General features: G+C 38.4%; 14 protein-coding genes and 1 tRNA gene. 9 read left to right on the plus strand and 6 right to left on the minus strand.

Features of this window, described 5'->3' with window-relative positions; all coding sequences use genetic code 11:
• The first annotated feature begins 30 nt into the window (after nt 1-30).
• Entirely contained in the window at nt 31-2,637 is a 2,607-nt protein-coding gene (topA, locus tag HEMROJRC1_RS00310) for a type I DNA topoisomerase (protein ID WP_226691095.1), read from the plus strand.
• 199 nt (nt 2,638-2,836) lie between these two features.
• On the opposite strand, the gene HEMROJRC1_RS00315 is transcribed toward topA, so the two are convergent.
• The 3 genes from HEMROJRC1_RS00315 to HEMROJRC1_RS00325 all read right to left on the minus strand — a co-directional run bounded on the left by HEMROJRC1_RS00315 (nt 2,837) and on the right by HEMROJRC1_RS00325 (nt 5,712).
• Complete coding sequence (locus HEMROJRC1_RS00315; RefSeq protein WP_226691096.1) at nt 2,837-3,673, minus strand: DUF4198 domain-containing protein; 837 nt, start codon at nt 3,671-3,673, stop codon at nt 2,837-2,839.
• A gap of 209 nt (nt 3,674-3,882) precedes the next feature.
• Nucleotides 3,883-4,812: a universal stress protein UspE gene (gene uspE, locus HEMROJRC1_RS00320; RefSeq protein WP_226691097.1), complete on the minus strand. Its 930-nt coding sequence runs from the start codon at nt 4,810-4,812 to the stop codon at nt 3,883-3,885.
• A gap of 126 nt (nt 4,813-4,938) precedes the next feature.
• Nucleotides 4,939-5,712, minus strand: coding sequence for an FNR family transcription factor (locus HEMROJRC1_RS00325; RefSeq protein ID WP_226691098.1), 774 nt, complete (start codon nt 5,710-5,712; stop codon nt 4,939-4,941).
• A 336-nt stretch (nt 5,713-6,048) separates the two neighbouring features.
• Between HEMROJRC1_RS00325 and HEMROJRC1_RS00330 the strand changes: the two genes are divergently transcribed.
• The 7 genes from HEMROJRC1_RS00330 (at nt 6,049) to phoR (ending at nt 12,118) form a co-directional block, all read left to right on the plus strand.
• Nucleotides 6,049-6,135: transfer RNA gene (locus HEMROJRC1_RS00330), tRNA-Leu, on the plus strand.
• Between the two features lie 278 nt (nt 6,136-6,413).
• Complete coding sequence (gene pstS / locus HEMROJRC1_RS00335; protein ID WP_226691099.1) at nt 6,414-7,439, plus strand: phosphate ABC transporter substrate-binding protein PstS; 1,026 nt, start codon at nt 6,414-6,416, stop codon at nt 7,437-7,439.
• 49 nt (nt 7,440-7,488) lie between these two features.
• Nucleotides 7,489-8,436 (plus strand): phosphate ABC transporter permease subunit PstC, encoded by a 948-nt coding sequence (pstC, locus tag HEMROJRC1_RS00340; RefSeq protein WP_226691100.1) that lies wholly within the window; start codon nt 7,489-7,491, stop codon nt 8,434-8,436.
• Nucleotides 8,437-8,438: 2 nt separating this feature from the next.
• Nucleotides 8,439-9,278, plus strand: coding sequence for a phosphate ABC transporter permease PstA (gene pstA / locus HEMROJRC1_RS00345; protein WP_226691101.1), 840 nt, complete (start codon nt 8,439-8,441; stop codon nt 9,276-9,278).
• A 9-nt stretch (nt 9,279-9,287) separates the two neighbouring features.
• Nucleotides 9,288-10,043, plus strand: a complete 756-nt coding sequence (gene pstB, locus HEMROJRC1_RS00350) for a phosphate ABC transporter ATP-binding protein PstB (protein WP_226691102.1) — start codon at nt 9,288-9,290, stop codon at nt 10,041-10,043.
• An 87-nt stretch (nt 10,044-10,130) separates the two neighbouring features.
• Nucleotides 10,131-10,829: a phosphate regulon transcriptional regulator PhoB gene (phoB, locus tag HEMROJRC1_RS00355; RefSeq protein WP_194812169.1), complete on the plus strand. Its 699-nt coding sequence runs from the start codon at nt 10,131-10,133 to the stop codon at nt 10,827-10,829.
• Nucleotides 10,826-12,118: a phosphate regulon sensor histidine kinase PhoR gene (gene phoR / locus HEMROJRC1_RS00360; protein WP_226691103.1), complete on the plus strand. Its 1,293-nt coding sequence runs from the start codon at nt 10,826-10,828 to the stop codon at nt 12,116-12,118. Before phoB ends, phoR begins: the two co-directional genes overlap by 4 nt.
• A 20-nt stretch (nt 12,119-12,138) precedes the next feature.
• Here phoR and phoU read toward each other — a convergent pair whose 3' ends face one another.
• The 3 genes from phoU to ttcA all read right to left on the minus strand — a co-directional run bounded on the left by phoU (nt 12,139) and on the right by ttcA (nt 14,207).
• Entirely contained in the window at nt 12,139-12,840 is a 702-nt protein-coding gene (phoU, locus tag HEMROJRC1_RS00365; protein ID WP_226691104.1) for a phosphate signaling complex protein PhoU, read from the minus strand.
• A 103-nt stretch (nt 12,841-12,943) separates the two neighbouring features.
• Entirely contained in the window at nt 12,944-13,273 is a 330-nt protein-coding gene (locus tag HEMROJRC1_RS00370) for a TusE/DsrC/DsvC family sulfur relay protein (protein ID WP_226691105.1), read from the minus strand.
• A gap of 1 nt (nt 13,274) precedes the next feature.
• On the minus strand, nt 13,275-14,207 hold the full coding sequence (ttcA, locus tag HEMROJRC1_RS00375; protein ID WP_226691106.1) for a tRNA 2-thiocytidine(32) synthetase TtcA: 933 nt from the start codon (nt 14,205-14,207) through the stop codon (nt 13,275-13,277).
• 148 nt (nt 14,208-14,355) lie between these two features.
• Here ttcA and mukF point away from each other — a divergent pair, with 148 nt between their 5' ends.
• Entirely contained in the window at nt 14,356-15,690 is a 1,335-nt protein-coding gene (gene mukF / locus HEMROJRC1_RS00380; protein WP_226691107.1) for a chromosome partition protein MukF, read from the plus strand.
• The last annotated feature ends 48 nt before the right edge of the window (nt 15,691-15,738 follow it).

Below are 15,738 nucleotides of genomic sequence, written 5' to 3' on the forward strand. Positions count from 1 at the left end.
TACAAAATTCCAGTGAGATTAGGTAATCAAATGAGTAAATCTTTGGTGATTGTGGAGTCACCTGCAAAAGCGAAAACGATTAATAAATATCTAGGTAGCCAATATGTTGTGAAATCCAGCGTGGGACATATCCGTGATTTACCGACCGTGGGTTCGGGATCAGGAGAAAAGGCTAAACCTGTTTCAACTAAAGGATTAAGTGTTGAGGAAAAGGCAAAGATCAAAGCTGAAAAGGAGCGCAATGCTCTTGTAAAACGTATGGGGATTGATCCTTATCACGATTGGCAGGCGAATTATCAAATTTTGCCGGGAAAAGAAAAAGTGGTGGCGGAATTGAAATCACTCGCCAAAAAAGCGGATCATATTTATCTGGCAACCGATTTGGATAGAGAAGGGGAAGCCATTGCTTGGCATTTACGTGAAGTGATTGGCGGAGATGATGCGCGTTTTAGCCGAGTGGTATTTAATGAGATCACTAAAAATGCTATTAAACAAGCCTTTGAAAAACCTGAACATTTGAATATGGATCGTGTAAATGCGCAGCAAACACGCCGTTTTCTTGATCGTGTTGTGGGTTTTATGGTTTCACCATTGCTATGGAAAAAAGTGGCGCGAGGATTGTCTGCCGGTCGGGTGCAATCTGTTGCGGTAAAACTATTGGTAGAACGTGAACGGGAGATTAAAGCTTTCCAACCGGAAGAATTTTGGGAAGTCGCGGTTGTTACACAAACTCAGGGTAAAAAAGTCATTCGTTTGGAAGTAACAGACTACAAAGGCAAAAAATTTGCTCCGAAAAATCAGAAAGAAGCCCAAAGTGCGGTTGATTTTCTCAATGTTTCTGATTACGTTGTCACAAATTTAGAGACAAAACCCACAAGCTCGCGTCCGCGTGCGCCATTTATTACATCAACACTTCAACAAACAGCCAGTACACGTTTAGGCTTTGGCGTGAAGAAAACCATGATGTTGGCACAGCGTTTGTATGAAGCCGGTTACATTACTTATATGCGTACCGATTCAACTAATTTAAGTCAAGATGCGTTGAATATGGCACGCGGCTACATTGAAACTCACTTTGGTGGAGCATATTTGCCGGAAAAACCGAATTTTTATTCCAGCAAAGAAAATGCGCAAGAAGCACACGAAGCAATTCGCCCTTCCGATATTGAAATGTTACCGGAACATTTAAGCGGAATGGAAAAAGATGCGGTGCGCCTTTATGATTTAATTTGGCGTCAGTTCTTGGCGTGTCAAATGCCACCGGCTCAATATGACAGTAGCACGCTTAGTGTGACTGCGGGTGATTATACATTAAAAGCAAAAGGTCGAATTTTACGCTTTGATGGTTGGACAAAAGTGTTACCGCAAATGGGCAAAAATCCGGAAGATCAAGAGTTACCTTTAGTCAAAGTTGCAGAAAAACTAGCTTTGCAAGAAGTGCAACCAAGCCAACATTTCACTAAACCACCGGCTCGTTTTACCGAAGCGGCTTTGGTAAAAGAATTGGAAAAACGTGGCATTGGCCGTCCTTCTACTTACGCTACCATTATCTCTACCATTCAAGAACGTGGTTACGTGCGAACAGAAAATCGCCGTTTTTATGCAGAAAAAATGGGGGAGATTGTAACCGATCGTTTAAGTGAATCCTTCAGTGAACTAATGAGTTATGATTTCACTGCGAATATGGAAGATGCGTTGGATAAAATCGCATCAGGTTCCGTTAATTGGAAAACCGAATTAAATCAGTTTTTCAAGGATTTCTCCAACCAACTTTCTAAAGCGGAATTAGATGAATTAGAAGGAGGAATGCGTCCGAATAGTTTGGTTGAAACCGATATTAAATGTCCTACTTGTGGCAGAAATATGGCGATCCGCACGGCAAGTACAGGCGTATTTTTGGGCTGTACCGGTTATGCATTACCACCTAAAGAGCGGTGCAAAACCACGATAAATTTAATTCCGGAAACGGAACTACTGAATATATTGGATGATTCTTCAGAAACCAAAGCCTTGATGGAACGTAAACGTTGTGAAAAATGTGGCACGGCAATGGATAGTTATGTGATTGATGCACATCGTAAAATCCATATTTGTGGTAATAATCCGAATTGTGATGGTTATCTCATTGAAGAAGGTTCGTTCAAAATTAAAGGTTATGACGGTCCGATCGTAGAATGCGATAAATGTGGTGCGGATATGCACTTAAAATTGGGTCGTTTTGGTAAATATATGGGTTGTACAAATTGTGATAATACCCGCAAAATTCTAAAAAACGGTGAAGTTGCACCACCAAAAGAAGAGCCTGTACATTTTCCGGAACTTAAATGTGAAAAATCAGATGCCTATTTTGTGTTACGTGACGGTGCAAGCGGGGTATTTATGTCAGCACATAATTTCCCGAAATCCCGTGAAACCCGAGCGGCAAAAGTTGCTGAATTAGCCTTATATCGTGATCGTTTACCGGAAAAATTAGCTTATCTTGCCGATGCACCACAAAAAGATCCGGAAGGTAACGAGGCGATTATTCGTTTCAGCCGTAAAGAGAAGAAACAATATGTTACTTCAGAAAAAAACGGAAAAGCCACCAAATGGATTGTAGATTTTATTGATGGTAAATGGGTTGAACGGAAAAAGTAAGTGATAAAAGTGCGGTTAAAATTAACCGCACTTTTGTTTTAGTGCAGTATTATGTAGCAGTTGCACAAAACAGAGTAGGGTGTGTTAGCCAAAGGCGTAACGCACCGTTAAACCCAAGTTTGGTGCGTTACGGCAAGCCTAACGCACCCTACATTTGAATTAAAAACAGCCTTTTGTGCAAGTGATGCATAATACCGTTTTAGTGGTGATGATGTTCAGGTTTCGGAGGAAGTTTTGTTAATCCTTTTCCAACAGGAAGAATTAAAGTTGAGTAGTTTGCCGATTGTTGACAAACCGCTTGATCTGCAAATGGTGTTTTGTGAATTACTTTGATTTTCCAAATCCCGTCAATTAAAGGAATAATGTTCACTCGTCCTTGACTATCGGTTTTTCCTGAAAAACCTTGTGGTTCGCGGTGCCCTGTAGCTGCCTCTAAATCTTTCACGATCACAGTATCTGCTGTGGCAATGACGGTTTCTCCCGATAGAGGCATATCATTATAAAAAATCTGTACAGGGAACGTTTCCCCGGATTTTACCTTACTAGGATCTTTTAAAGGAACGATTTCAAGCGGTAATCCCACACGAGTCATCGCCATTTCTGCATTTAATGGCTGTTTTCCTACGGTAACCAAACTTTTGCCGAACATCTGTGTTTGCTCACAATAAGTCGCATTCGGTGTCTCTTGCATATTTTTCATTTGCCAACCTTCCGCATTTTGTGACCAAAATGTCGGTTTATAGGTTGCCGTAACCCAGTAAGAGCCTGATTTTAAAGGTTTTTCAGATTGATATTGATAATTTTCACCTTTTTGTATAAGTGATTGTTGTTCACCGTCTTGATTGATGATTTCCATCGGGGCAAAAATAGATAAACGCGCTTCAGGAATTTTTTCAATATAAGGGTAGTCGCCATAAGCCAGTTCTGCTTTCAAAATTGAATCCGTTTTTAACTGTTGTGGTGCTGAAACCCAAACTTCGTGAGCCTGTGCGCAAGCGGCAAGAAGAGTTAATCCGCTAATAAATGTTTTTTTCATGGTAATTGTCCTTTTAAAATGAATTGTAATTAACCAAGTAGAAAGTATTTCGAAAAAAACAGGGACGGGAGTGTAGAGGAAAAGTAAAAGATAATCGAATAAATTTTTCTAAATTTGTGAGATAGATCACAAAAGTGCGGTCAAAATTGAGACTATTTTCGATATCTACATAATATCGATTTTTTTGACCGCACTTTTGCTTTTGATAATTAGTCTTCTTTTTTTGAAGGCTTAATAGCAAGTAGATTGCAACTTAATTTGCTGATCACGTGTTCTGCCGTATTACCAAGCAATGCGGCAGATAGACCTGTACGACCAACCGTACCCAAAATAACAAGTTCGGCTTCAATTTCTTTTGCTACTTCAGGTATAACATCTTCAGGAAAACCTTCTCGTACATGAGTATGATCTTCATCAATACCGAATTTTTGACGTAAGGCTTTCATATTGATTAAGTGTTGACCACGGATACCGCTTTCATAACCGGACGTATTAAATTCAGGTAAATCAATCGCCATGTTAATTGGTGTTACGGGGTAAGCAGATACAAGATGAACATTGCCTCGATTCAGATTTTCCGCAAGAGACATACCGGTTGAAACAAGTTCTTGGTTAAATTCATCTTGATAATCTTGTTCACCGGAAACATTGACCGCAATTAAAATTCTACGTTGGTGTTTCCAATCACCATCACGAACCATGAGTACAGGGATAGGGGATTTACGCAATAATTGCCAATCGACCGGTGTAAAAATAAGCGAAGTAAAACTTTCTTCATCTTTTGTGTATTTTACGACAAGGTCGTATTCATTTTTTTCTACTTCTTCGCGAATACCTTCCGCTTCATTACTGTTCCAAACGATATGCGAATCAAATTCAATTTGTGGATCAGCATATTTGTCAAGGTAAAATTGTACGGCTTGGCGATGTTGTTCAATGGCCGTTTTGTGCATTTCTTCGCGCTCTTCAGAAGAAAGCAATGCCGACATTTCGTAAGATAAATCATAAACGGTCAATAATGTCGTAATTTTAACTTTCTCAACGTTTTCTTGTTCTTTTACAAGGCGTACTGCGCGTGCAAGTGCATATTGTTTTTCATTATCAGGATTGAGTACAACTAGGATATTTTTAAATTTCATAACAACCTCCGTGATTATTGCCGTAGCATAAAAAAGAATTTCTCATATGACAAGAAAAGATCATTAAAAAGATGATTTACGACAATTGTTATAAGAAAAAGGTGTGAGTAACATCACACCCTCTCTTTATTTTATCATTGTAATTTTGGTTCTATTTATACCGGTAAGTTCGATTAATGCATTTATATCATTAATCGTAATATATTTACCTTGTACGGAAAGTACACCTGATTTTTGAAAACGACCTAGAAGACGGCTGATCGTTTCAACGGTTAAACCGAGATAATTACCGATGTCACTGCGTGTCATTGTTAAACGAAATTCTTTCGCTGAAAAACCTCGGGCAGAGTAGCGTTTAGATAGATTGTGGATAAATGCCGCAAGGCGTTCTTCCGCATTCATTTTGGAAAGTAATAAAATCATTTCTTGATCACTTTTGATTTCACTACTCATTAGGCGAACAATTTGTTGACGTAATTTAGGCATTTTTCCCGAAAGATCATCTAAAACATCAAAAGGGATTTCACATACCATTGCGGTTTCCAGTGCTTGTGCAAAGCTGGGATGTTGCATATTGGTAATAGCATCGAAGCCGACTAGATCGCCCGGCAGATGGAAAGAGGTTATTTGTTCTTCACCTGCCTCGCTGATAGTATAACTTTTGATTGTGCCGGAACGGATGGCATAAATCGAATTTAATGTATCTCCGGCTTTAAATAGAACCTGTGATTTTTGGATAGGCTTTTTACGTTCAATGATGTTATCAAGTTGATCAAGTTCGTGTTCATTTAACGTGAAAGGAATACAAAGTTGGCTAATGCTGCAATCCTGGCAGTGAATAGCACATCCGCCTGATTGAACCCGACGTCCCACTTTAGTTTCTGAAACAAAATTTTTCATTTGATCCCCAAATATCTTTTAAAAATAGTATAAAATTGATCTAACGCAAAGATTTTAACATTAAATAGGTATTTTAAGAATATGGCAGTAGAAAAATTAACAAAGAAAAGATTAATTCAAATTTTAATCGTGTTATGTGTTTTAGTCAGTGCGTTTGTCTGGCGGTACTTTTTTTCCTGATTAAATTTTGATAAAGGTATTTTGTTTAATTTTAAGTCAAATAAATAGGAACTGAAATTTTTTACTTGCTACGTATTTGTATATGCGTATAATGCCACCCGAAAGCTCAGTTTTGAGTTGTAGATTGGTAACATATCAAGAAATTACAGTTCACATGCCAGTGTGACGAAATTGGTAGACGTAGCGGATTCAAAATCCGCCGCCCTTAAAAGCGTGCCGGTTCGAGTCCGGCCACTGGCACCATTCATAAGTTTTATATTCCTCCAAATATTAAAATTCCGTACAGTATAAAAACTATATAGTTAGTATAGTGCTTGTTTTATAATACCTTATTTCTTCAATAGTTTTTCATATTTTTAATAATCTATTCTGATGCGGTTTCTTTCCAGTTTAAAAGTGCGGTCAATAATTAACGTGTTTTAAAAAATCATTCATAAATCCTGTCTGTCATATTTCTGAAATATTTTTTTGTTATCTTACGCACCGTGATAACTCACTCATCTAAAACAGGAGATTATAGTATGAAAAAAATGCGTTATATTGCGCTTACCTTGTTATCAGCTTTTGCAGTAAGTCAAACGGCTCAAGCCAAAACAACGGTTACAGGGGCGGGAGCTTCCTTTCCTCAACCGATCTATGTTCAATGGGCAATGAATTATAAAACAGAAACAGGAAATCAAGTTAATTATCAATCAATCGGTTCTTCCGGTGGTATTAAGCAAATTATTTCCAGAACCGTTGATTTTGGTGCTTCAGATTCTCCAATGAAAGAGGAAGATTTAACTAAAAACAATCTCATTCAATTTCCAACCGTTATCGGTGGGGTTGTACCTGTTGTGAATATAGAAGGAATTGAACCCGGTAAATTGAAATTAACCGGTGAAATACTAGCCGATATTTATTTAGGCAAAATCACACATTGGAATGATGGAAAAATTCGTGCGTTAAATCCGGATTTAAATTTACCTGACGCCCGTATTACAACCGTATTTCGTGCGGATGGTTCAGGTACCAGTTTTATTTTTACACACTATTTAAGTCAAATTTCAGCCGACTGGAAAGAAAAAGTAGGTGCGGCGAATACTGTAAAATGGCCAACATCAGCCAATGGTGCTGCCGGAAAAGGCAATGAAGGCGTATCAATTTATGTGGGAAGAGTTAAAAACTCAATCGGCTATGTGGAATACGCTTATGCTAAGCAGAATAAAATGTCTTATGTCCAGTTAAAAAATTCAGCAGGTAATTTCGTGCAACCTTCGCAAGAAAGTTTTGCCGCCGCTGCCAATGTTGATTGGGATAAAGCGAAAGGCTTTAGTTTAGTATTGACCAATCAACCGGGTGAGCAAGCTTGGCCGTTGGCTGCTGCAACTTTTATTTTAATTCCAAAAGAAAGTGCGGATAAACAAAAAACAGAAACCGTACTCAATTTCTTTGATTGGGCATATACAAAAGGAAACGAACAAGCTGCAAAATTGGATTACGTGCCATTACCGGATAAGGTTAAAGATCTCATTCGCAAAGAATGGCAAAAAACGAATTTAAAATAGACGTTTTCCCTTCCTTCTATGAGGGAAGGGAATATTTTAAGGATATATTATGACGCTTTCCGAAAAACTAAAGCAGCAAGCCTTTATTGATCTGTTATTTGTCAATATAACCCGCTTTTTTGCTTTACTCGTATTAATCAGTCTTGGCGGCATCTTAATTTCATTAATGGTTGGTGCTTATCCTGCAATGCAACAATTCGGTTTGGCTTTTTTAACTTCAAGCGAATGGGATACCGTACAAAGTCAATATGGTGCGCTAGCTCCTATTTACGGTACGTTGGTAACATCAATCATTGCATTAATTATTGCCGTTCCGGTTAGTTTTGGTATTGCCGTATTTTTGACCGAACTATGTCCTGTTTTTCTTCGCCGTCCTTTAAGTGTAGCCATTGAATTATTAGCAGGCATTCCTTCAATCATTTACGGGATGTGGGGGCTATTTGTTTTCGCGCCTATTTTCTCCGATACGATCCAGCCTTTTATGATTGAACATTTAAGTCATCTTCCATTTGTCGGTGCATTGTTTGAAGGAATGCCAATGGGGATAGGGTTATTTCCCGCCGGATTAATTCTTGCCATTATGATTATTCCTTATATCGCTTCTGTTATGAGAGACGTATTTGAAGTAACACCTACAATGTTGAAGGAATCAGCCTATGGTTTGGGTTGTACCCGCTGGGAAGTTATTCGTCATGTCGTTTTGCCTTATACTAAAGTTGGGGTGATTGGCGGCATTATTCTTGGTTTAGGACGTGCATTAGGTGAGACAATGGCTGTCACTTTTGTTATCGGTAATACATTTAATATGAGTGTCGGTTTAAATAATTCCGGTGCCTCTATTACTTCGGCATTGGCCAATGAATTTGCAGAAGCAGTGGATCCAATGCATCTATCTTCCTTACTTTATCTTGGATTAATTTTATTTATCATTACTTTTATCGTGTTGAGCTTATCAAAATTAATGCTATTAAGAATGACTCAATATGAGGGACGCTAGCAATGAATCGTTCATTATATATACGCCGCCGGTGGACCAACCGTCTCTATTTAGCCTTAGCTTGGGTGATGATGGGATTTGGTTTATTTTGGTTGGGGTGGATTTTTTATACATTATTGGCTTATGGACTTGATGGGTTCGGGCTCCATCTCTTTAAAGTAGATACTCTTCCGCCCGGAGTCGAGGGAGGGTTACGTAACGCTATTTGGGGAAGTTTACTGATTACTTTATTCGGTTTATTTATCGGTACGCCGATAGGTATTCTAACCGGTATATATCTGGCCGAATTCGGGCGTTATAGCAAAGTTGCTACCATCACGCGATTTATGAATGATATTTTACTTTCCGCGCCTTCAATTGTTATCGGTTTATTTATTTATGGTATTTTTGTCGTCAAACAAGGGCATTTCTCCGGCTGGGCGGGTTCATTAGCCTTATCATTACTGGTTATTCCTGTCGTGGTTCGTACTACGGAAAATATGTTGAAATTAGTTCCTAATAGTTTACGGGAGGCCGCTTATGCTTTGGGTACGCCAAAATGGAAAATGGTATCAATGGTTACATTAAAAGCCGCCAAAACGGGGGTATTAACAGGAATACTGTTGGCATTTGCACGTATATCGGGAGAAACCGCACCTTTGCTCTTTACGGCATTAAACAACCAGTTTTTCAGCTCGGATATGGGACAACCGATCGCAAATTTACCGAATGTTATTTATCAATTTGCAATGAGTCCCTATAAAGATTGGCAGTCATTGGCTTGGGCAGGTGCTTTATTAATCGCTTGTACGGTGTTATTTGCTAATATCGGTGCAAGAATTTTAGGACGCAAAAAAGATTAGGAAAATGCGATGAAAACAAAAATTTCAACGAAAAATTTAGATTTTTATTACGGGCAGTTTCATGCTTTGAAAAATGTTAATGTGGATATTTTAGAAAAAAAAGTGACGGCTTTTATTGGCCCTTCCGGTTGTGGTAAATCTACGTTGTTGAGAATATTTAATCGTATGTATGATCTCTACCCCAATATGCACGCAAAAGGGGAGTTGTTATTAGATGGAAAAAATATTTTAGACTCAACGATTGATGTGAATTTATTGCGTGCTAAAGTCGGTATGGTATTCCAAAAACCGACTCCTTTTCCTATGTCGATTTATGATAATGTGGCTTTTGGCGTTAAACTTTATGAAAAGTTAAATAAAAGCGATTTAGATGATCGAATAGAATGGGCGTTGCGTAAATCCGCATTATGGACGGAAGTGAAAGATAAATTAAAACAATCAGGTAACTCACTGTCCGGTGGTCAGCAACAGCGATTATGCATTGCTCGGGCGATTGCTTGTCAACCGGAAGTGTTACTACTTGATGAACCGACTTCAGCATTAGATCCGATTTCAACCGCTTATATTGAAGAATTGATTACGGAATTGAAAAAAGATTATACCATTGCAATCGTAACCCATAATATGCAACAAGCCGCTAGGGTTTCCGATATGACAGCTTATATGTACCTTGGTGAACTGATTGAAATCGGTGATACGAAACAAATTTTTACTAAACCGAATCGCAAAGAAACCGAAGATTATATTACGGGTAAATTTGGTTAAAACACGTCTAAAATTGACCGCACTTTTAGTATGTTCAATAATAAAAAGTGCGGTTAATTTAGAGGACGAATTTAAGGAGAAAATCATATGTCTAAAGCTGATATTCTCATTGTAGAAGATGAAACATCAATCATGACACTTATTCAATTTACTTTAGAACAAGCCGGGTTTGATGTTCGTTGTGCGGAAAACATACGGCAAGCAAGAAAATTGATAGATGAAAAGCTTCCTGATCTTATTTTACTGGATTGGATGTTACCCGATATTTCCGGTGTGGAATTTACGAAAGAACTTCGGGCAAACAATCGTACGCAATATTTACCGATTATTTTACTTACCGCACGAAGTGATGAAACGGACAAAGAACAAGGATTAAACATCGGTGCGGATGATTATGTTACCAAGCCTTTCTCTCCTCGAGAACTGGTGGCTAGAATCAAAGCATTTTTACGTCGCCATCATCCGCATAAAACCGAGCAGCTGATAGAAATAAAAGGGTTAAGTCTGGATCCTGTTAATAAGATTGTGATTGGTGATGGAATAACGCTTAATTTAGGTGCGACAGAATTTCGACTGCTTCATTTTTTTATTACGCACCCTAATCGTTTGTATAGTCGTAGCCAATTATTAGATTTTGTTTGGGGAGATCATATTTTTATGGAGGAACGAACCATTGACGTCCATATTAGACGATTACGCCAAGCACTTGAACCGGCTAAATTAGACGGGTTATTACAAACGATAAGGGGTTCAGGTTATCGATTTAATGTGGAAAACAAAATATGACGGTCCTTTTATCTGCTTTATTACGTTTTATTTTTTTATTAGTCTTTATTGCCGGTATAAGTTATTTGGCTGGAGGAACCATTGCACTATGGGTATCGGTTTCTGCCGTATTATCGTGCGGCATTCTCTATCAACTTGTTTATTTAAATCGACTTATTCGTTGGCTTAATGATCAACAAAACGAATTATACGGTAGCGGTATCTGGGGGCATATTTTTGATAAAATACTCGCCTTGCGTAAGGCCAGCCAAAAACGAAAAAAAGAACTTTCTGCCTCAATAACACGTTTTAATCAAATGATTGATACTATCCCGAATGGTGTCATCATCTTAAATGAAGGAAGAATCGAATGGTTTAATTCACTGGCTTGTAAACATCTCAATCTTAACTATCACAATGATCTCAATTCTATTTTACAAAATCTTATTCGCCAACCTGATTTTCAACAATTTTTACAACAACGTATTGATGATCAACCGCTAGTGCTAAAATTAAGTTTACCTAATGGTGACTATTTTAAACGAATTATACAAATTAGCCGTCAACCGTTTGAGCAACATAGCGAATTATTGATTACTCAAGATATAACAAAAAAGGAGCAGTTAGATGAAGCTCAAATCGCTTTCGTTGCCAATGTTTCTCATGAATTACGAACACCTCTTACCGTCATTAACGGGTTTACCGAAACCTTACTAGAAACACCGGATTTATCTATTGAACAACACCAACAGTTTTTATCATTAATGCAGAAAGAAGGGCAGAGAATGTTAAGTGTGTTATCCGACTTATTAACACTCTCTCGTTTAGAACGTGGTCAATCAACCGGCGGCAAATATCGACGGTTTAATCTGTCTGAAATGGTAAAACAAGTGGTGGAATCTACGGAAAACTTTTCCCAAGGGCAACATCAATTTATTGTTGATATTACCCCTGATCTGTATTTTTATGGTTTAGAAACCGAACTGTATAGCGCATTCAGCAATCTCACTTTTAATGCCGTTCGTTACACGCCGGAGCAAGGCTCGATTACAATCCGTCTCCGTATTTTGGAAACGGATAAAATCGAATTTTCGGTTACCGATACCGGGGTAGGAATTGCCGCCGAACATATTCCGCGTTTAACCGAACGTTTTTATCGGGTTGATAACGGCCGTTCCCGCCAAACCGGAGGAACGGGATTAGGTTTAGCGATAACCAAATTTGCTTTGGCAAAATATAATGCGAAATTAGATATTTCCAGTGAAGTGGGTAAGGGTAGCTGCTTTAAAACGATTTTGTCAGTTAATTAGCTACCTTACCGTTTGAAGGATTATTTTAAGTTTGATTCGATTTCATCAAGCGGTTTATGGCGAATATCAATACCTCTTACCAAGTAAACAACGTGTTCCGCCATATTTTTGGCGTGATCACCTATTCGTTCTACCGCTTTGTTCATCATCATTACATCAATCCAAGTGCTAATGTTTTTAGGTTCTTCAAAAATATTTGTCATTAACAAGCGTAGCTGATTACGATAATCCATATCTAATTTTTCATCGGATAATCTTAATTCAATCGCCGCCGTTTCGTCTAAACGGGCAAAGGCGTCCAATGCACGGCGAATCATTATAGATGCCATATCTAAAATGCGGTGTGTATCATATAAACCCGAAGAGGAGATTTTATTATTTACCAAAAGATTGTTGGTATAACTTGCAATTTTTTTTAATTCATCCCCAATACGTTCCAAATCAACAATCATACGGGTAGTGGTTAATACAAAGCGAAGATCGCCGGCGGCGGGCTGACGGCGGGCTATAATTGTTTGGCAATGATCATCAATTAATTCTTCCATCTCATTAATTTTTTTCTCACTTTCCAAGACTTCTTTTAACCCTTGTGGATTGGCTTGGCTAAGACTTTGTAAAATAATTTGGAGTTGTTGTTCAATGATTCCGCCCATTTGCATTACTTCGGTGCGGACATCTTCTAACTCTTGATTAAAATGTGATGAGATATGTTGATTTTTCATAAATATTCCTTTGGAAAAATAAACTTAATATCGGTGAGTATAGCTGATAAATATGTCAAAAATATGACAAATTTTGCAAAACTCACCTTTATTTAACCGCACTTTATAAACATTTTGCCGGTTTTGGCAATCCTGCGAGTTTGGTCGCTTGTTTTGCCGGCCCTTCGGGGAACAATCTCTGCAAATAACGGCTGTTTCCTTTATCCGCACCTAATTTTTCAGCCATCGCTTTTACCAACATACGAATCGCAGGGGAGGTGTTATATTCTTGGTAAAAATCACGAACAAAATAAATAACTTCCCAATGGGCTTTTGTTAATTCAAGATTTTCTTGTATTGCTATGGCTCGAGCAACATCTTCATTCCATTGCGAGCTATCAAGTAAATAGCCTGAATTATCCGTTGCTAATTCAATTCCATTCACATTTAACATATCAATTCACTTCTTTAAAATTAATCATTTCGTTGTGAGAAAAATCCGTTTGATCTTCATCATTAAATTGCATTGGCTCAATACGTTCTTCATCAAAAGCGGTATCACCCTCAATTCCTTCTAAAGTTTGTCCGTGTCGAATACTTTTGAAATCAAATAATTTCGGGTCGCACATATGTGACAACGTAATATTTTGCATAGCACTAAACATTGTTTCCAAACGTCCCGGATATTGACGTTCCCAAGTATTTAGCATTTCTTTCACCACCTGGCGTTGTAAGTTCGGCTGTGAGCCACACAAATTACAAGGAATGATCGGAAATTTTTTCGCAACGGCATATTTTTCAATGTCTTTTTCTTTGCAATAAGCAAGTGGGCGAATCACAATCTGTTTGCCATCGTCAGAAATTAACTTTGGTGGCATCGATTTCATTTTCCCACCATAAAACATATTCAGGAAAAGGGTCGCCAGCATATCATCACGATGATGACCCAAGGCAATTTTGGTTGCACCTAATTCTGTTGCCGTACGATATAAAATGCCTCGGCGTAATCGAGAGCAGAGAGAACAAGTCGTTTTTCCTTCCGGTATTTTTTCTTTCACAATGCCATAAGTATTTTCTTGCACGATTTTGTAATCCACACCGATACTTTCTAAATATTCAGGCAATATATGTTCAGGGAAACCCGGTTGTTTTTGATCAAGATTCACCGCCACAATCTCAAACTTAATCGGTGCACTTTGTTGTAAATTCAGCAAAATATCTAAAAGTGTGTAGCTATCTTTTCCACCGGATAAACATACCATCACCTTATCGCCTTCCTCGATCATTCCAAAATCGGCAATGGCGTTGCCTACATTGCGACGTAAACGCTTTTGTAATTTATTGAAATTATAAGTTTGTTTCTTTTCTTGTTGAGTCAATTCGGTCATTCTGTTTTTTTGTTTTTATAGAAAGAGACGTATTATACGTGAAAAATGGAAAAAGTGCGGTTGAGGAGAAAGAAGATTTTTAAGATCGACAAAAAATCCTGTATAATCGCCCCAATTTTATGTTCAATTTTAGCGTATTTTCATTTCAATGATTGAAACATCACAAACTATTCCGGAACTCGTCTCTTGGGCGAAAGATCGCGAATTTTCACTAAATTTACCGACCGAACGCTTAGTGTTCTTATTGGCAATTTCAATTTATAACAATGAACGATTAGACGGCGAAATGCTGGAAGCGGATCTGGTGGATATTTTTCGTCATACGATGAACGCTTTTGATCAATCAACCGAGGCGGTTGCCACACGTGCTAACAATGCAATCAATGAGCTGGTAAAACAACGGTTGTTAAATCGATTTAGCAGCGAATTTACCGAAGGTTTGGCGATTTACCGTTTAACACCGCTTGGTGTCGGTGTGTCCGATTATTATATTCGTCAGCGTGAATTCTCCGCTTTGCGTCTTTCCGTGCAACTTTCCATTGTAGCGGACGAAATTCAACGTGCCTCGGATTCTGCCGAAGAAGGTTCAAAAAACAATGAGACCGAACACTATTGGCGGCGCAATGTGTTTGCACCATTGAAATATTCCGTGGCGGAAATTTTCGATAGTATCGATCTTTCTCAGCGTATTATGGATGAAAATCAGCAGAGCATTAAAGAAGAAATTGCGGAACTTCTTACCAAAGATTGGCAAGCGGCAATTTCAAGTTGTGAACGTTTATTAGATGAAACTTCCGGTAACCTGCGTGAATTGCAAGATACCTTGAATGCGGCGGGAGACAAACTCCAAGCCCAATTATTGCGTATTCAAGATTGCGTTATCGGGCGTGATGATTTGTATTTTATCGATCAACTGATAACCGATTTGCAATCCAAACTCGACCGTATTATGAGTTGGGGGCAACAGGCGATTGATTTATGGATTGGTTACGATCGCCATGTACACAAATTTATTCGTACCGCCATTGACATGGATAAAAATCGCGTATTTTCACAGCGTTTGCGTAATTCCATCAGAAATTATTTTGATCATCCTTGGTTCTTATGGATTGCGAAATCCGATAGTTTGTCAGATCTTCGTGATGAAGAAATGGTCTTACGTGAAGACGAAGCATTAGGCGAGTTGCCGGACGCGCTGGAATACGAATCCTTTTCCGATTTACAGGATCAAATTGTAGAACATATGCAAAACTTGCTGATTGCATATCGTGAAAATAACCGCCCGATTGATTTAAGTCTGGTTCTAAAAGAACAGCTCGACACTTACCCGCTTTCACGTCATTTTGATGTCGCACGAATTATTGTGGATCAAGCGGTGCGATTGGGAATGGCAAATGATGATTTATCCGGTATTTATCCCCATTGGAAAGAAATTAATGAACGTGGCGCAGAAGTACAGGCACATGTGATTGATAAATATTAAAGTGCGGTCAAATTCTAAGTAGATTTGTAGGGTGCAAGGTCGGCACAA

Origin of the sequence: Rodentibacter sp. JRC1 (genome assembly GCF_020521555.1) — a bacterium.
GTDB lineage: Bacteria > Pseudomonadota > Gammaproteobacteria > Enterobacterales > Pasteurellaceae > Rodentibacter > Rodentibacter abscessus.